The 16,375-nt window shown below is 60.4% G+C and carries 15 protein-coding genes; 5 read left to right on the top strand and 10 right to left on the bottom strand.

Translation table 11 applies throughout. From position 1 onward, the window contains the following. Positions 1-10: 10 nt before the first annotated feature. The 3 genes from ACZ0AZ_RS02895 (at position 11) to ACZ0AZ_RS02905 (ending at position 5,568) form a co-directional block, all read left to right on the top strand. Positions 11-1,111 (top strand): DUF1513 domain-containing protein, encoded by a 1,101-nt coding sequence (locus ACZ0AZ_RS02895; RefSeq protein ID WP_039758304.1) that lies wholly within the window; start codon positions 11-13, stop codon positions 1,109-1,111. Positions 1,112-1,379: 268 nt separating this feature from the next. After that, the gene (locus tag ACZ0AZ_RS02900) at positions 1,380-2,528 is read left to right on the top strand and encodes an efflux RND transporter periplasmic adaptor subunit (protein ID WP_129997556.1); all 1,149 of its coding nucleotides are present in this window, start codon (positions 1,380-1,382) and stop codon (positions 2,526-2,528) included. Positions 2,529-2,541: 13 nt separating this feature from the next. Further along, complete coding sequence (locus ACZ0AZ_RS02905) at positions 2,542-5,568, top strand: multidrug efflux RND transporter permease subunit (protein WP_129997557.1); 3,027 nt, start codon at positions 2,542-2,544, stop codon at positions 5,566-5,568. A 182-nt stretch (positions 5,569-5,750) separates the two neighbouring features. On the opposite strand, the gene ACZ0AZ_RS02910 is transcribed toward ACZ0AZ_RS02905, so the two are convergent. The 5 genes from ACZ0AZ_RS02910 to colR all read right to left on the bottom strand — a co-directional run bounded on the left by ACZ0AZ_RS02910 (position 5,751) and on the right by colR (position 9,477). Next, a complete protein-coding gene (locus tag ACZ0AZ_RS02910; RefSeq protein WP_016773424.1) occupies positions 5,751-5,978 on the bottom strand; it encodes a hypothetical protein in 228 nt (75 codons plus the stop codon). 2 nt (positions 5,979-5,980) lie between these two features. After that, positions 5,981-6,697, bottom strand: coding sequence for a lipopolysaccharide kinase InaA family protein (locus tag ACZ0AZ_RS02915; RefSeq protein WP_039758312.1), 717 nt, complete (start codon positions 6,695-6,697; stop codon positions 5,981-5,983). Positions 6,698-6,700: 3 nt separating this feature from the next. After that, on the bottom strand, positions 6,701-7,369 hold the full coding sequence (locus tag ACZ0AZ_RS02920) for a class I SAM-dependent methyltransferase (RefSeq protein ID WP_039758514.1): 669 nt from the start codon (positions 7,367-7,369) through the stop codon (positions 6,701-6,703). A 151-nt stretch (positions 7,370-7,520) separates the two neighbouring features. Beyond that, entirely contained in the window at positions 7,521-8,804 is a 1,284-nt protein-coding gene (locus ACZ0AZ_RS02925; protein ID WP_129997558.1) for a sensor histidine kinase, read from the bottom strand. Then, entirely contained in the window at positions 8,794-9,477 is a 684-nt protein-coding gene (gene colR / locus ACZ0AZ_RS02930) for a two-component system response regulator ColR (RefSeq protein WP_016773421.1), read from the bottom strand. Before colR ends, ACZ0AZ_RS02925 begins: the two co-directional genes overlap by 11 nt. Positions 9,478-9,688: 211 nt before the next feature. On the opposite strand from colR, the gene ACZ0AZ_RS02935 reads away from it, so the two are divergent. Then, a complete protein-coding gene (locus ACZ0AZ_RS02935) occupies positions 9,689-10,432 on the top strand; it encodes a phosphatase PAP2 family protein (protein ID WP_463538683.1) in 744 nt (247 codons plus the stop codon). A 198-nt stretch (positions 10,433-10,630) separates the two neighbouring features. Here ACZ0AZ_RS02935 and groL read toward each other — a convergent pair whose 3' ends face one another. The 4 genes from groL to ACZ0AZ_RS02955 form a co-directional block, all read right to left on the bottom strand. Then, entirely contained in the window at positions 10,631-12,277 is a 1,647-nt protein-coding gene (gene groL / locus ACZ0AZ_RS02940) for a chaperonin GroEL (protein ID WP_090285825.1), read from the bottom strand. 50 nt (positions 12,278-12,327) lie between these two features. Further along, a complete protein-coding gene (locus ACZ0AZ_RS02945; protein ID WP_007916610.1) occupies positions 12,328-12,621 on the bottom strand; it encodes a co-chaperone GroES in 294 nt (97 codons plus the stop codon). 259 nt (positions 12,622-12,880) lie between these two features. Continuing rightward, positions 12,881-13,357: an FxsA family protein gene (locus ACZ0AZ_RS02950; RefSeq protein ID WP_463538684.1), complete on the bottom strand. Its 477-nt coding sequence runs from the start codon at positions 13,355-13,357 to the stop codon at positions 12,881-12,883. Positions 13,358-13,428: 71 nt separating this feature from the next. Next, a complete protein-coding gene (locus tag ACZ0AZ_RS02955; RefSeq protein WP_039758327.1) occupies positions 13,429-14,154 on the bottom strand; it encodes a HugZ family pyridoxamine 5'-phosphate oxidase in 726 nt (241 codons plus the stop codon). 164 nt (positions 14,155-14,318) lie between these two features. Here ACZ0AZ_RS02955 and ACZ0AZ_RS02960 point away from each other — a divergent pair, with 164 nt between their 5' ends. Continuing rightward, the gene (locus ACZ0AZ_RS02960; protein WP_463538685.1) at positions 14,319-15,077 is read left to right on the top strand and encodes an SDR family oxidoreductase; all 759 of its coding nucleotides are present in this window, start codon (positions 14,319-14,321) and stop codon (positions 15,075-15,077) included. Between the two features lie 131 nt (positions 15,078-15,208). Here the strand turns inward: ACZ0AZ_RS02960 and apbC are convergent, their stop codons facing one another. After that, positions 15,209-16,303 (bottom strand): iron-sulfur cluster carrier protein ApbC, encoded by a 1,095-nt coding sequence (gene apbC, locus ACZ0AZ_RS02965; protein WP_039758331.1) that lies wholly within the window; start codon positions 16,301-16,303, stop codon positions 15,209-15,211. Between the last annotated feature and the right edge of the window lie 72 nt (positions 16,304-16,375).

Genomic DNA, 16,375 nt, shown 5'->3' on the forward strand with positions numbered 1-16,375 from the left:
GGCGAGTGCCATGCTGCGACGTCAGGTTCTGACTTTAGGTAGTGCACTGCTGGGAGCAGTGTCACTGGGCGGCTGGACGCTGTTCAAACGCAAGGATCAGAGCCCGCTGCTACTGTCGGCGCGCGACGATACTGACGGCAAGCATTACGCCGTCGGTTATCGGCTCGACGGTACGCGGCTATTCGCCACTCACGTCGGCCAGCGTTGTCACGACATCATCAACCACCCCACGCAGCCGCTGGCGTTGTTCGTTGCACGGCGTCCGGGTACCGAGAGTTACCTGATCGACCTGCGCGACGGCAAGCTGCTGCAGACCGTGACCTCGCAGCCGAACCGGCACTTCTACGGCCATGCCGTGGTGCACAAGGACGGCGAATACCTGTATGCGACCGAGAACGACACGAGCGATCCCGGCCGTGGCCTGCTCGGTGTGTACAAGTTCGAGGGCGAACGGCTGGTGCACACGGGCGAGATTTCCACCCATGGCCTCGGCCCGCATCAGGTGTCGTGGATGCCCGACGGCGAGACGCTGGTGGTGGCCAACGGCGGGATTCGTACCGAGGCGGAAAGCCGCGTCGACATGAACCTCAACGCCATGGAGCCGAGTCTGGTGCTGATGCAGCGTGACGGCACATTGCTGAGCAAGGAAACCCTCGCCCAGCAGATGAACAGCGTGCGCCACCTGGGCATCGCCAGCGACGGCACCATCGTTGCCGGCCAGCAATTCATGGGCCCGTCTCATGAGCGCTCGGAGCTGTTGGCGATCAAGCGGCCGGGGCAAGCATTCGTGGCGTTCCCGGTGGCGGAGGATCAGTTGCAGGCGATGGGGCACTACACTGCCAGCGTCGCGGTGCACAGCGATCTGCGTCTGGTCGCGTTGACGGCGCCGCGTGGCAACCGCTTCTTTATCTGGGATCTGGACAGTGGTGAACTGCGCCTCGATGCGCCTTTGCCGGATTGCGCTGGCGTCGGAGCGGTGAAGGATGGCTTTGTCGTGACCTCGGGTCAGGGCCGTTGCCGCTATTACGATTGCCGTCAGGAACCGTTGCTGGCCAAACCGCTGGAACTGCCGGCGGGGCTCTGGGACAACCATCTGCACTTGATGGCCTGATACCCCCCATTTTTGAGATGGCCCCCATCCTGTGGCGAGGGGATTTATTCCCGTTGGGTGGCGCAGCCGCCTTTAAAACTGCAATTGCGGTATGACTGAAGGATTCAGGGGGCCGCTTCGCAGCCCAACGGGGATAAATCCCCTCGCCACAGGACTGGTGTTCCGATCGCCCTCCTCTTCTACCCTGTAATAACTGCCAGTTGGAATCCCCCCTGTACTCGGAGTAATGTGCCCGCCTGTCTCATGATTTATCCAAGGAACTGGACTTATGCTGCGTCGCCGCATGCTGATCATGTTGGGTGTTGTCTTGCTGCTCGTCCTGGTGCTGGGCGGATACAAAGCCTTTTCGATCTACACGATGATCCAGGGCTTTTCCAAACCGAAACCACCCATCAGCGTCGCCGTAGCCACCGCCGGCGAACAGCCATGGCAGATGCGCCTGCCCACTGTCGGTTCGCTCAAGGCGCTGCAAGGCGTCGACCTGAGTCTGGAAGTTGCCGGCACCGTCACTGAACTCAAATTCGAATCCGGACAGAAGGTCAAGGCCGGCCAGCCATTGCTGCAACTCGACAGCGCCGTGGAAACCGCCCTGCTGGAAACCGCCCGCGCCGATCTCGGCCTGGCGCAGCTTGATTTCGGCCGTGGCGCGCAGCTGGTCGACAGCCGCGCGATCTCCAAAGGCGAGTACGACCGCCTCTCCGCCGTACTGCAAAAGAACAAGGCCACGGTCAATCAGCTCAACGCGTCGTTGGCGAAAAAGCGCATCCTCGCGCCGTTCAGCGGCACCATTGGCATCCGCCAGGTCGACGTCGGCGACTACCTCGCCAGCGGTAGCATAATCGCCACGTTGCAAGACTTGAGCAGCCTCTACGCCGACTTCTACGTGCCGGAACAAGCGGTGCCGAAACTCGCCATCGGCCAGCCCGTGCAGTTCACCGTCGCCGCGTATCCGGGGCAGAACTTTACTGGCAAGATCAGCGCGATCAACCCGATCGTCGAAAGCACCACGCGCAACATCCTTGTCCGCGCCACCCTGGCCAACCCCGACGGCAAGCTGTTGCCGGGGATGTTCGCCAGCCTTGAGGTGCTGCTGCCCGATCCGCAGAAGCACATCGTGGTGCCGGAAAGCGCGATCACCTACACGCTGTACGGCAACTCGGTGTACGTGGTCGGGCAGAAGAAGGCCGAGGACGGCAGCGTCACCAAGGATGATAAAGGCCAACCGCTGCTGATCGCCGAACGTCGTTTTGTCGAGACCGGTGAGCGCCGCGATGGCCTGGTGATGATCAACAAGGGCGTGCAGAGCGGCGAACAAGTGGTGACGGCGGGCCAGATCAAACTGGACAACGGTGCCCACATCGCCATCAGCGACGACAAGACCCTCGGCGAGCAGAACAGTCCGCCTCGCGCCGACTGATCAAGGAATCCCCATGGCTTTTACCGATCCGTTCATCCGCCGCCCGGTGCTCGCCACCGTGGTCAGCCTGCTGATAGTGCTGCTGGGCTTCCAGGCTTGGAGCAAGCTGCCGCTGCGCCAGTACCCGCAAATGGAAAACGCCCTGATCACGGTGACCACGGCTTATCCCGGGGCCAACGCCGAAACCATTCAGGGCTACATCACCCAACCGATGCAACAAAGCCTGGCCAGTGCCGAGGGCATCGACTACATGACTTCGGTCAGCCGGCAGAACTTCTCGGTGATCTCGATTTACGCGCGCATTGGCGCCAACACCGACCGCTTGTTCACCGAGCTGCTGGCCAAGGCCAACGAAGTCAAGAACAAGCTGCCGCAGGATGCCGAAGACCCGGTGCTGAGCAAGGAATCCGCCGACGCTTCGGCGCTGATGTACATCAGTTTCTTCAGCAAGGACCTGAGCAACCCGCAGATCACCGACTACCTGTCGCGGGTCATCCAGCCAAAACTGGCGACGCTGCCGGGCATGGCCGAAGCGGAGATCCTCGGCAACCAGGTGTTCGCCATGCGCCTGTGGCTCGACCCGGTGAAACTCGCCGGCTTCGGCCTCAGCGCCGCCGACGTGACCGCTGCGGTGCGCCAGTACAACTTCCTCTCCGCCGCGGGCGAAGTAAAGGGCGAGTACACCGTCACCAGCATCAACGCCAACACCGAACTGAAATCCGCCGAGGCCTTCGCGGCGATTCCGCTCAAGGTCGACGGTGACAGCCGCGTGCTGCTGCGCGACGTCGCGCGGGTGGAAATGGGCGCGGAAAACTACAACTCGATCAGCTCGTTCGGCGGCACGCCATCGGTGTACATCGGCGTCAAGGCCACCCCCGGCGCCAACCCGCTGGACGTGATCAGGGAAGTGCGCAAGCTGATGCCCGAGCTGGAAGCGCAACTGCCGCCGAACCTGAAAAGCGAAATCGCCTACGACGCCACGCTGTTCATTCAGGCCTCGATCGACGAGGTGGTGAAAACCCTGTTCGAAGCGGTGTTGATCGTTATCGTCGTGGTGTTCCTGTTCCTCGGCGCGCTGCGTTCGGTGGTAATCCCGGTGGTGACCATTCCGCTGTCGATGATCGGCGTGATGTTCTTCATGCAGATGATGGGTTACTCGATGAACCTGCTGACGCTGCTGGCGATGGTGCTGGCCATCGGTCTGGTGGTGGACGATGCGATCGTCGTGGTGGAAAACATTCACCGGCACATCGAGGAAGGCAAGACGCCGTTCGACGCAGCGCTGGAAGGCGCGCGGGAAATTGCCATGCCGGTGGTGTCGATGACCATCACCCTGGCGGCGGTGTATGCTCCGATCGGTTTTCTCACCGGGCTGACCGGGGCGTTGTTCAAGGAGTTTGCGCTGACCCTGGCCGGGGCGGTGGTGATTTCCGGCGTCGTTGCCCTGACCTTGTCGCCGATGATGTGCGCGTTTCTGCTGCGCCACGAAGAGAATCCCAGCGGCCTGGCCCATCGTCTCGACCGAGTCTTTGAAGGCCTGAAACGCCGTTATCAAAGCATGTTGCACGGCACGCTCAATACCCGGCCGGTGGTGCTGGTGTTTGCAGTGATCGTGCTGTGCCTGATTCCGGTGTTTCTCAAGTTCACCAAGTCGGAACTGGCACCGGACGAGGATCAGGGCATCATTTTCATGATGGCCAGCGCGCCGCAGCCGACCAACCTCGACTACCTGAGCACCTACACCGACGAATTCATCACCATCTTCAAAGAGTTCCCGGAGTACTACTCATCGTTCCAGATCAACGGCTACAACGGCGTACAGGCCGGTATCGGCGGCTTCCTGCTCAAACCATGGAACGAGCGCGACCGCACGCAGATGGAAATCCTCCCCGAGGTGCAGAGCAAGCTGGAGAGCATTCCGGGCTTGCAGATCTTCGGTTTTAATCTGCCCTCCCTGCCCGGTACCGGTGAAGGTCTGCCCTTCGAATTCGTGATCAATACGGCCAATGATTACGAGCTGCTGCTGCAAGTCGCCGAGCGCATCGAGAAACGCGCCATGGAGTCGGGCAAATTCGCTTTTGTCGATCTCGATCTGGCGTTCGACAAGCCGGAAGTGGTGGTCGATATCGACCGCGACAAGGCCGCGCAAATGGGCGTTTCGATGCTTGATCTTGGCGGCACGCTGGCGACCTTGCTCGGCGAGGCGGAAATCAACCGCTTCACTATCGACGGCCGCAGCTACAAGGTCATCGCCCAGGTCGAACGGGCCTACCGCGATAACCCGGACTGGCTGAACAACTACTACGTGAAAAATACTCAGGGCGAATTGCTGCCACTGTCGACGCTGATCAAGGTCAGTGATCGCGCGCGACCACGACAGCTCAATCAGTTCCAGCAACTCAATGCGGCGAAGATTTCCGGATTCCCGCTGGTGAGCATGGGCGAAGCCATCGACACCGTGCTGCAGATTGCCCGCGAAGAAGCCCCGGCCGGGTTTGCCTTCGACTACGGCGGTGCCTCGCGGCAGTACGTGCAGGAAGGCAGCGCGCTGTGGGTAACTTTTGCCCTGGCGCTGGCGATCATCTTTCTGGTGCTGGCCGCGCAGTTCGAGAGCTTCCGCGATCCGCTGGTGATTCTCGTGACGGTGCCGCTGTCGATCTGCGGCGCGCTGATTCCGTTGTTCCTCGGCTGGTCGAGCATGAACATTTATACCCAAGTCGGGCTGGTGACGCTGATCGGCCTGATCAGCAAGCACGGCATCCTGATCGTCGAGTTCGCCAACCAGTTGCGCAAGGACAAGGGCCTGAGCGCCCGTGAAGCGGTGGAGGAAGCGGCAGCAATTCGCTTGCGCCCGGTGCTGATGACCACGGCGGCGATGGTGTTCGGCATGGTGCCGCTGATTCTGGCGACGGGCGCGGGAGCGGTGAGTCGCTTTGACATCGGCCTGGTGATTGCCACAGGGATGTCGATTGGCACGTTGTTTACATTGTTCGTGCTGCCGTGCGTTTACACCTTTCTGGCGAAACCGGATCCCACGTAATAAAGAGATCCAATGTGGGAGCGAGCTTGCTCGCGAAAGCGGTATGTCAGTTGGAAAAGATGTTGTATGACACGACGCCTTCGCGAGTAAGCTCGCTCCCACAGGTAAGGTGTGAACCGATAAAGCCGGGTGCAAAAAAAGGCCTCGCAACTGCGAGGCCTTTTATTTGGGCTTGAATCGTGTCAACTGGCTGGCCTCATTCCCTGGGACAGCCCGAACATGAACAACAGCAAATCATGATCGGGCTGGGTCGCCACGGAGGCTTTCGCCACCCGTGGAACCGAACAATGAGCGTCGTTCCCGGACGCCCCTATGACCTGCATGCGCGGCTGCTCCCAGGCAGCCACCGCCAGTGAAGCAACTGCCAAGGCCCCGACCAGGAACAAACCTCGTGCAATTTCGAGTTTCATCGCTATAAACCTTTGATAGCGCTGCCAAACGCCGTCTCATAAAAGTAGACGAGTTTTTTCCAGTCGGCATCGCGGAACGACGAATGGCGACGCAGTTGCTTCATGTCATGCTGCGCAGCGCGATAGGCGGTCAGGCGCTGGCGGCATTTCTCCAGATCGATCAACGCCACTTCAACCTGCGCCGCTTCGCCTTCACCGGTCACGCGCACGAAAACGTGCTTGATGTAAATGCAGCTGTGCTGCCAGCGGCCCTTGTGCATGCGCGCGAGGTTTTCGGCGAGGTCCTTGAGCACGCGCTCGTAAACCACATCGCCACATTGATCGCGACCACCAGCAGCGGCCAGCCAGTGCTCCAGTTCCTGAAAGCCATCGAGTGATTTGGTGACGAGCAGTGCGCGCCACTTGTATTGCGGATCCGGTTGCGCGCCGCAAAAGACGATCTGCGGAACCCGCACACCGAGTTTGCTCACGCCGGTCAGCGCATCGAGTTCACGCAATACGGTCGGGCGACCGAACGGGTGCAACCAGCTGCGATAGATGTGCCCGGTCTGGCGCTTGGCGTACAGCAACTGGCCGTCACGGCCGACGATGCGCTGTACCCCGCTTTCACCACCGCGGCGCACGTTGGGTTCTTCCACCCATTCGCCACGCTGGGCCCAGTAATAATCGAAACCATCTTGCGAAGCGAGATCCGCTCCAACCGCTGCTTGCACTGCCATCCTCTACCTCTTGCGTAATACGTAAACCCGCCACATCGCATAGAGCGGTATAAAGTCCAGTTGTTCCTGAATGCGGAAACCCGCCTGTTCAAATTCTTTTTCGATCGTCGCCGCCGGAATCAGAAAGCGATTCTGGTAATCACGATTCGGCCGGTCCAGCTCGGCGCGCTTGCGCTTCCACGCCTTGAAGTTGCCATCGACCCACAATGAAACAATCACGCTGTCGCGGGTGACCCGCTCGAATTCGCGCAGGATCACCTTACGGTGCTCTGCTTCACCGATATGGTGAAGCAGACGCATGCAGAAGATGCTATCGACCGCGTTATCCGGCAAGGCAATATCGAACGCCGAGGTGTGCAGCGGTTGTACGCGCTTGACCACATCGGCCGGCTGGCCTTGCAGCGCGGTCTTGATCATCGACTCGGAGTTGTCCGCACCGATGATTACCCGATTGGGCTTTTCCGCGAGCATCGGCCAGAAACGCCCTGCGCCGCAGGGCAGATCCAGCACCAGTCCGGGATCCCCCGCCAACGCCAGGGCCTTGCGCCCCAATTGCTCGTCGCGCCAGTGCGACAGGCGGCGGCCAAGGCTCTCCTGGTGCTTGCGCAGGTAGCGTTGTGCGTGTTGGTCGTCGTACTTTTCGGAAAAATCGAGCTTGATCGGGCCGGCCATCATCTGGACTCCTGAGTTCTGATGACGTCACCTTAGGCAGCGACGTGTCAGCGTCAGGTCATCCAATTGTGAAAATTCTGTCAGGTAAATCGGCAAAGTATTACAACGTTATACAGGATTTAGACAGGTGGGCGGGAGTAGCCTCGAGCCACTATTTGCTGGCATTCACGCCAAGATCTACCTCGAATCGGCAGCCATTGGGGTCCATTGTGCTCAGGCTGACCGTCCACCCCTGATTTTCGCAGATGCGCTGCACCAGCGATAAACCGAGGCCGAGACCCTCGCCACGTTTCTCGCTGCCGCGCACAAAGGGCTCGAACATCGCCTCGCGTTTCTCCTCGGGAATACCCACCCCCGAATCCTCGACGACAAATCCGTTGGCAGTGAGGGTCAGGCGAATGAAGCCCTGCTCGGTGTAATGCAGAGCATTGCGCAGCAAGTTGCCCATCACCGCGTTCAGCAAGGTCGCATTGAAACGCGTGTCAGGTGGGTTACCCGCCTCGAACAACAGCGTCAGGCCCTTGCGCTCGATCGGTTCGCGCCACAGGCACAGCAGGCTGTCGGCTACTTGCGTCAGGTTCTGCTGCGGCGCCGCCCCGGCTTCTTCGTTCTGCGCGCGCGCCAGCATCAGGAAGGTCTGCACCAGTTCGCGCATCTCTTCGCTGGCCCGGGCAATGCGCTGGACCTGGGCGCGGCCACGTTGATCGATCCCGGGGTTTTCCAGCAGCAATTCGCAGGAACTGGCCAAGACCATCAGCGGCGTGCGCAACTCGTGGCTGACGTCGCTGGTGAACAGCCTTTCGCGGGTCAGCGCCTGACGCAGACGCCCCAGCGTGGCGTCGAATGCCACCGCCAGTTCACCGACTTCATCCGCCGCGTAATCCGGCGCCAGGGGTGGCGCCAAGCCGAGCAACTGGTCGCGATGGCGAACCTGCCGGGCCAGGCGAACCACCGGCGCCATCACTTTGCGCGCGAGCACCCAGCCAAGAAACACCGCCAGCGCCAGACTGAGCACGAAGCCCACCAGCACCACGGCAAACAGCACGCGCTCGCGCTCTTCGAAATCGCTTTGATCCTGCAGCAAGACATAACGCCGGCCATCTACCACTTCAACCATGGCGTGATAGGACAGCTGCTCGCGAAACACTTCATGGAAACCGGCATCGAGGTGACGCAGATCCTTGGGCAGTTCGAAGTCTCCCGGCCCACCGCTGAAATAGAACAGCTGGTCAGGCTCGGGGCGATGGCTCCAGTCGGAGACGTTGTCCATCAACAGCAAACGCTGCAGGTCGCCGCCCAGCCCTGCGGAAATCAGCTTCTCCTCCACCAGGTGCACCGTGGCGACGATGCCCATGGCGAAGGCGCCGGCCACCAGCGCACTCATCAGCGCAAAGGCGATGATGATCCGCTGGGAAAGACTCTGCTTAAACTCCATCTCGCCCCTCAGCCAAGCGATAACCGACACCGTGCACGGTATGCAGCAGTGGCTTGGCGAATGGCTTGTCGATCACCTGGCGCAACTGGTGAACATGGCTGCGCAGGCTGTCGCTGTCGGGGCAGTCGTCGCCCCACAGTGCTTCTTCGAGAATCTCCCGGCGCAGCACGTGCGGGCTCTTCTGCATCAACACCGCGAGCAGCTTGAGGCCGACCGGGTTGAGCTTGAGCAACTTGCCTTCGCGGGTGACTTCCAGAGTATCGAGGTCGTAACTCAGGTCGCCGACCTGCAACGCACGGCGGCCGCCGCCCTGGGCACGGCGCATGACCGCTTCGACGCGCGCGGCCAGTTCGGACAAAGCGAACGGTTTGATCAGGTAATCGTCGGCGCCGGACTTGAAGCCCTGCAGGCGGTCGTCGAGTTGATCACGGGCGGTGAGCATGATCACCGGCGTGTCACGCCGGGCGTCTTCACGCAGGCGTTTGCACAAGGTGTAGCCGTCGATGCCAGGCAACATGATGTCGAGCACGATCAGGTCGTAATGCTCGGTCGCCGCCAGATGCAGACCGGACAGACCATCCTGGGCGCAATCGACGGTATAGCCTTTCATGCCCAGGTAATCGGCCAGATTGGCCAGGATGTCACGGTTGTCTTCGACCAGCAGAATTCGCATGGACATCTCCTCCGAACGGGGTAACGGCCGTCTTGGCCCGCGCAGCTTACGGCCAAGTGTGGCTCAGGGCTAGGGGCGTTTTTCGATAAATCTGCGCCGTGCGCGCTGCGACGATTTTTTCACTTTCGGTTAACAAATCGCCGACGCCTGCGCGCGCAGACTCCGCGCGATTGCGCTCTCCCTTTCTTTTCATCGACCAAGGAATCTGCCCATGGTGTCGACCTCTGCCCTTCCCGCTTCGAGGCCACTGAACTGGTGGCTGTGTCTGGGCATCCCAGCGGTGGCGGCGATCATTCTGCTGTTGCTGGAACTGACCGATCTGGACATGGTTCTGGCGCAAATGTTCTACGACCCGGTCGCCGGCGATTTCATCGGGCGCCACAGCTATTTCCTTGAAGACATCCTGCATGACCGGGCGAAACAGGTGGTCATCGGCTTTTCGGTGTTCGCCATTCTCGGTTTCATCGGTGCGTTTTTCATCGAACGGCTGAAACCGTTCAAGCGCGAACTGGGCTGTCTGGTGCTGTCGCTGGGGCTGGCGACTTCGTTTGTTACGCCAGTCAAAGCCGTCACCGCCGTGCAATGCCCGTGGAGCCTGGAGCAGTTCGGCGGCCACGAGACCTACAGCAAACTGATGGAGCATCGCCCATCTACTGACAAGCCGGGACGTTGCTGGCCGGGTGGCCATGCGGCGACCGGGTTTACCCTGTTTGCGTTGTTCTTCGTGTTGCGCGACCGTCGTCCGCGACTCGCACGACAGGCGTTTGTGTTTGCCTTTGCGCTGGGCTCGGTGTTCTCGATCAGCCGCATGATGCAGGGCGCGCACTTCTTTTCGCACAACGTGTGGACGGCTATTTTCTGCTGGCTGATTTGTCTGGGGGCTTATTACTGGGTGCTGTATCGCCCGGCAAGCAAGGCTGCAACGGTTGTCAAAGCACGCCCCGTCAGCGCTTGATCGAACGCCATCGCTGGCAAGCCAGCTCCCACAGGGACTGAAAGTGTTCAGACACTCTGTGCCTGACCTTGGATTCCTGTGGGAGCTGGCTTGCCAGCGATGGCCACACCTCGGTCTGTAGCCCACCCCAGAATTCGGGCAATAAAAAACCCCGCTGACTTTCGCCAGCGGGGTTTGCGTTACAGGGCCAGGGCTGGCTTACATCATGCCGCCCATGCCACCCATGCCGCCCATGTCTGGCATACCGCCGCCAGCCGAGCCTTCTTTCTTCGGTGCGTCAGCAACAGCTGCTTCGGTGGTCAGGATCAGACCGCCGATCGAGGCTGCGGCTTGCAGAGCCGAACGGGTTACCTTGGTTGGGTCCAGGATGCCCATTTCGATCATGTCGCCGTATTCGCCGGAAGCAGCGTTGTAACCGAAGTTACCTTTGCCGTTCTTCACTTCGTTGACCACAACGCTTGGCTCGTCACCGGAGTTGGCAGCGATCTGACGCAGCGGCGCTTCAACAGCGCGACGCAGTACAGCGATACCGACGTTCTGGTCAGCGTTGTCGCCGGTCAGCTCGGTCAGTGCTTCCAGAGCACGGATCAGCGCCACGCCACCGCCAGGTACCACGCCTTCTTCAACGGCTGCGCGGGTTGCGTGCAGGGCGTCTTCAACGCGGGCTTTCTTCTCTTTCATTTCAACTTCGGAACCAGCGCCAACCTTGATCACTGCAACGCCGCCGGACAGCTTGGCCAGACGCTCTTGCAGTTTTTCACGGTCGTAGTCCGAGGAAGTTTCGGCAACCTGGGCACGGATCTGAGCGATACGGCCTTCGATGTCAGCCTGTACGCCAGCACCGTCAACGATGATGGTGTTTTCCTTGGACAGGGTCACGCGCTTGGCGTTACCCAGGTGCTCCAGGGTGGTGCTTTCCAGGCTCAGACCGATCTCTTCGGAGATAACGGTACCGCCGGTCAGAACAGCGATGTCCTGCAGCATGGCCTTGCGACGGTCGCCGAAGCCCGGTGCCTTGACGGCAGCGACTTTGACGATGCCACGCATGTTGTTCACAACCAGAGTCGCCAGGGCTTCGCCTTCAACGTCTTCGGCCACGATCAGCAGTGGGCGGCCGGCTTTGGCAACGGCTTCCAGCACTGGCAGCATTTCGCGGATGTTCGAGATCTTCTTGTCGACCAGCAGGATCAGCGGGCCGTCGAGCTCGGCAACCATGGTGTCTGGCTTGTTGACGAAGTATGGCGACAGGTAGCCACGGTCGAACTGCATGCCTTCTACAACCGACAGTTCGTTTTCCAGGCCCGAGCCTTCTTCAACGGTGATCACGCCTTCTTTACCGACTTTTTCCATGGCTTCGGCAATGATGTCGCCGATGGAGTTGTCGGAGTTGGCCGAGATGGTGCCGACCTGAGCGATGGCTTTGAAATCAGCGCATGGCTTGGACAGGGCTTTGAGCTCTTTGACAATGGCGATGGTCGCCTTGTCGATACCGCGCTTGAGGTCCATCGGGTTCATGCCGGCAGCGACGGCTTTCAGGCCTTCGTTGACGATCGACTGAGCCAGAACGGTAGCGGTGGTAGTACCGTCACCAGCGTCATCGTTGGCACGGGAGGCAACGTCTTTGACCAGCTGCGCGCCCATGTTTTCGAAGCGATCTTCGAGTTCGATTTCTTTGGCGACGGAAACGCCGTCCTTGGTGATGGTCGGAGCGCCGAAGCTCTTCTCGAGGATCACGTTACGGCCTTTCGGGCCCAGGGTCGCTTTTACCGCGTCAGCCAGAACGTTGACGCCTTTGAGCATCTTGGAGCGGGCGGCATCGCCGAACTTAACTTCTTTAGCAGCCATGATCGATATTCCTTAAATACTTTGTAGTAACGGGAAAATGAACGGGGATATCAGCCTTCGATAACCGCGAGAATTTCGTTCTCGCTCATTACCAGCAGGTCTTCGCCATCGACTTTCACAGTGTTGCTGCCGGAGTAAGGACCGAACACAACCTTGTCGCCTTCCTTCACGGACAGTGCACGCACTTCACCGTTTTCCAGAGCTTTGCCCGGGCCTACAGCGAGAATCACACCGTGGTTGGCCTTTTCAGCAGCCGAACCTGGCAGGACGATACCGCCAGCGGTTTTCTTTTCTTCTTCGCTGCGACGGATGACGACGCGGTCATGCAGAGGACGAAGCTTCATTGTCGATCTCTCCTAATTGTGGTTTTCATCGGCCGGTGTAGTCCCGGCGGGTTTAACGAATCCGGCCTGCGCCGGTTGCGGTCCGTCGAGCGAACCGCGCAAGTCTGTCCGGTGTAATCACCGGAAACCTTTCGGTGACCGATACATAGGGGCGTACAAGCTGATTACAAGGGCTGGGGCAAAAAAAATTTTGACGCCGCCCGGTGATTTGGCCGCATAAACGAGCACGGCACCCGAAGGTGCCGTGTCGATGCTGACGTTACTTGTGGTCGCGGTGTTCGAACTCGCCTTCGATCACATTCGGCTCACGGCCCAGCGGCTCGCGTGGGGCCGGGCCGCCACGCGGTTGCAGGTCGTCGGCGAAGGCGCGCTGGCGCATGGCCTGGTCTTCGGCACGCTGGCGCATCTTGTTCGCCAGCAAGCGTCGGGTAAACGGCAGCAGCATGACCAGACCAACCACATCGCTGATAAAGCCCGGGATGATCAGCAGACCGCCGGCCAGGGCCAGCATCAGCCCTTCGAGCATGGTCTGGGCCGGCAGTTCGCCGCGGTTCAGGCTTTCGCGGGCACGCAGGGCCGTGGCGAGGCCGGCGACGCGCAGCACGAACACGCCGAACATCGAGCCGACGATAATCAGCAGCAGGGCCGGGAAGAACCCGATGGCCCCTGCCACTTTGACGAATACGAACAGCTCCAGCACTGGAAACAGCAGAAAGAGCAACAGAAAAGGGCGCATCAAAATGTCCTCAACGCAAGAAATGCCTTGCAGTAAGCCTTAGATGACGTCGCCCTTGCGTGAATTCAAGCTTAACTTTGCGCTTTTTTCGGCCAGGACTGGGCGTGAGCCAGAGAAACCAAGGCCTCGCGCACTTGTGTCGGCGTATTACATGACGCTGCAAAGGGAAGCCAATAGACCGCCTGACCGATGCGCAGGTGCATGCCTTCGCTGTCAATCCCGGCCAGTTGCGCCGGCACGCTGTTGGGCAGCCCGGCGAGCTCGACGTAATGGGCGATGGCCTTGGCGTGATCGCTGTTCATGTGCTCGACCATGTTGATTTCCGCCTTGCCGGCGAACGGGTTGGCCAGGGTCAGATCGTCGATCCAGTGGATCGCGCCAAACCCGCCGATGTAGCGATGGCGCACCGGATTGAGCACCCAGAAATCGAAATCGTGGGCCTGGTGATAATTCTGCGAATCCGGAAAGTAGCGGTAATAACGCTCGGCGGCGGCCTCGATGGCTGCCGGGTCTTCGAGCTTCTGCGCTTCGGCCAGATACGTCAGGCGCCCGACCGCCTGCACATCGTCGGCCTCGCGCTCGCCCACCAGCATCGAGCACTTCGGATCTTTGTGCAGGTTATGCGTGTGCTGGGCGATGCGGCTGATCAGGATCAGCGGCCGGCCCTGCTCGTCCAGGCAATACGGCACCACGGAGCCGAACGGAAAACCGGGCATCGATTTCGAGTGGGTCGACAGCACTCCACGGTATTCCTTGAGAAGCAATTCTCGGGCATTCTTCGCCACTTCAGCGCTCAATTTGTGACTCCTTAAATGGGTTCCGTCTAGAAAACGGACAGGCGCGCAGCGAAAAGTAGCCGGCACGCACCGGGCAAATGTTGCTCTGCAATCTGGCCCGGGCCGGTGCCGATCGAGCGTTGCCGACAACAAAAACAACTCAGACCTGCCAGCGGGACATGCGAATGCAACTCAACGACAAAGTAATCATTATCACCGGCGGTTGCCAGGGTTTGGGCCGTTCCATGGCCGAGTATTTCGCCAGCAAGGGCGCCAAGCTGGCCCTGGTTGATCTGAATCAGGAAAAACTCGACGACGCCGTGGCCGCCTGCAAAGCCAAAGGCGTCGAAGCCCGCAGCTACCTGTGCAACGTCGCCAATGAAGAACAGGTCGAGCACATGGTCGCGCAAGTGGCTGAAGACTTCGGTGCCATCCACGGCCTGATCAACAACGCCGGAATCCTGCGCGATGGTCTGCTGCTGAAGGTCAAGGACGGCGAAATGACCAAGATGAGCCTGGCCCAGTGGCAGGCGGTGATCGACGTCAACCTGACCGGCGTGTTCCTCTGCACCCGTGAGGTGGCGGCGAAGATGGTCGAGCTGAAGAACAACGGCGCGATCATCAACATTTCGTCAATCTCCCGCGCGGGTAACGTCGGCCAGACCAACTATTCCGCAGCCAAGGCTGGCGTCGCAGCCGCAACCGTGACCTGGGCGAAGGAACTGGCGCGTTACGGCATTCGCGTCGCGGGCATTGCGCCAGGCTTCATCGAAACCGAGATGACTTTGGGCATGAAACCGGAAGCGCTGGAAAAGATGACGTCAGGGATACCGCTCAAGCGCATGGGCAAGCCGGAGGAGATCGCCCATTCGGCGGCGTATATCTTCGAGAACGACTACTACACCGGACGGATTCTGGAAATGGATGGCGGCTTGCGCATCTGACTGTCACCCTGAAACAAATGTGGGAGCGAGCCTGCTCGCGAATGCGGTGTGTCATTCAACCCATTGGTTGTCTGATCTACCGCTTTCGCGAGCAGGCTCGCTCCCACAGGTTTTTCAGCGCCGCTGATGGATCAATCGTCGCTGATGGTGATATTCGGCATCGCCGGTGTCGCCGCTTCCTGCAGCACAATACGAGCGCCGACGTGGCGGGCCAGTTCCTGGTAGACCATGGCGATCTGGCTGTCCGGTTCGGCAATCACGGTCGGCTTGCCGCCATCGGCCTGTTCGCGGATCAGCATCGACAGCGGCAGCGAGGCCAGCAGTTCCACGCCATATTGAGTGGCAAGCTTCTCGCCACCGCCCTCACCGAACAGATGCTCGGCATGCCCGCAGTTCGAGCAGATGTGCACGGCCATGTTTTCCACCACGCCCAGCACCGGAATGTTGACCTTGCGGAACATTTCCACGCCTTTGCGTGCGTCGAGCAGCGCCAGGTCCTGTGGCGTGGTGACGATCACCGCGCCCGCCACCGGGACTTTCTGTGCCAGGGTCAGTTGAATGTCGCCGGTGCCTGGCGGCATGTCGATGACCAGATAATCCAGATCGCCCCACGCGGTTTGCGTGACCAGTTGCAGCAGCGCGCCGGAGACCATCGGCCCGCGCCAGACCATCGGCGTGTTGTCGTCGGTGAGGAACGCCATCGACATCACTTCGACGCCGTGGGCCTTGAGCGGCACGAACCATTTCTGGTCCTTGACCTCCGGGCGGGTACGCTCGGGAATACCGAACATGATGCCCTGGCTCGGGCCGTAGATATCGGCGTCGAGAATCCCCACTTTGGCGCCTTCGCGGGCCAGTGCGAGCGCGAGGTTGGCAGCGGTGGTCGACTTGCCCACGCCGCCCTTGCCTGAAGCTACGGCAACCACGTTCTTGACGTTGGCCAGCCCCGGAATCTGCGCCTGGGCCTTGTGCGCGGCGATCACGCTGGCGATCTCGACTTTAGCCGCAGTGACACCTTCGAGGTTTTCGATAGCCAGTTGCAGCATTTGCGCCCAACCGCTCTTGAACAGGCCGGCGGCGTAGCCGATTTCCAGCTGCACATTGACGCGGTCACCGATGATCTCGATGTTTTTCACGCAACCGGCGCTGACCGGGTCCTGGTTCAGGTAAGGGTCGGTGTATTGGCTGAGGACGGCTTCCACCGCTGCGCGAGTGACGGCGCTCATGGGCAACTCCGATAACAAGACTGGAAAAGATGGCGGCTATCGTACCCCTTCTGTCCTCCGGACGGCATGCCC

It is taken from the genome of Pseudomonas sp. AC239, from assembly GCF_979258545.1.

Coding starts and splice junctions, on each gene's coding strand:
- apbC (WP_039758331.1), bottom strand. CDS start 16,303: ATGAGCGCCGTCACTCGCGCAGCGGTGGAAGCCGTCCTCAGCCAATAC.
- ACZ0AZ_RS02895 (WP_039758304.1), top strand. CDS start 11: ATGCTGCGACGTCAGGTTCTGACTTTAGGTAGTGCACTGCTGGGAGCA.
- ACZ0AZ_RS02900 (WP_129997556.1), top strand. CDS start 1,380: ATGCTGCGTCGCCGCATGCTGATCATGTTGGGTGTTGTCTTGCTGCTC.
- groL (WP_090285825.1), bottom strand. CDS start 12,277: ATGGCTGCTAAAGAAGTTAAGTTCGGCGATGCCGCCCGCTCCAAGATG.
- ACZ0AZ_RS02945 (WP_007916610.1), bottom strand. CDS start 12,621: ATGAAGCTTCGTCCTCTGCATGACCGCGTCGTCATCCGTCGCAGCGAA.
- ACZ0AZ_RS02905 (WP_129997557.1), top strand. CDS start 2,542: ATGGCTTTTACCGATCCGTTCATCCGCCGCCCGGTGCTCGCCACCGTG.
- ACZ0AZ_RS02920 (WP_039758514.1), bottom strand. CDS start 7,369: ATGGCCGGCCCGATCAAGCTCGATTTTTCCGAAAAGTACGACGACCAA.
- colR (WP_016773421.1), bottom strand. CDS start 9,477: ATGCGAATTCTGCTGGTCGAAGACAACCGTGACATCCTGGCCAATCTG.
- ACZ0AZ_RS02935 (WP_463538683.1), top strand. CDS start 9,689: ATGGTGTCGACCTCTGCCCTTCCCGCTTCGAGGCCACTGAACTGGTGG.
- ACZ0AZ_RS02950 (WP_463538684.1), bottom strand. CDS start 13,357: ATGCGCCCTTTTCTGTTGCTCTTTCTGCTGTTTCCAGTGCTGGAGCTG.
- ACZ0AZ_RS02910 (WP_016773424.1), bottom strand. CDS start 5,978: ATGAAACTCGAAATTGCACGAGGTTTGTTCCTGGTCGGGGCCTTGGCA.
- ACZ0AZ_RS02915 (WP_039758312.1), bottom strand. CDS start 6,697: ATGGCAGTGCAAGCAGCGGTTGGAGCGGATCTCGCTTCGCAAGATGGT.
- ACZ0AZ_RS02960 (WP_463538685.1), top strand. CDS start 14,319: ATGCAACTCAACGACAAAGTAATCATTATCACCGGCGGTTGCCAGGGT.
- ACZ0AZ_RS02925 (WP_129997558.1), bottom strand. CDS start 8,804: ATGGAGTTTAAGCAGAGTCTTTCCCAGCGGATCATCATCGCCTTTGCG.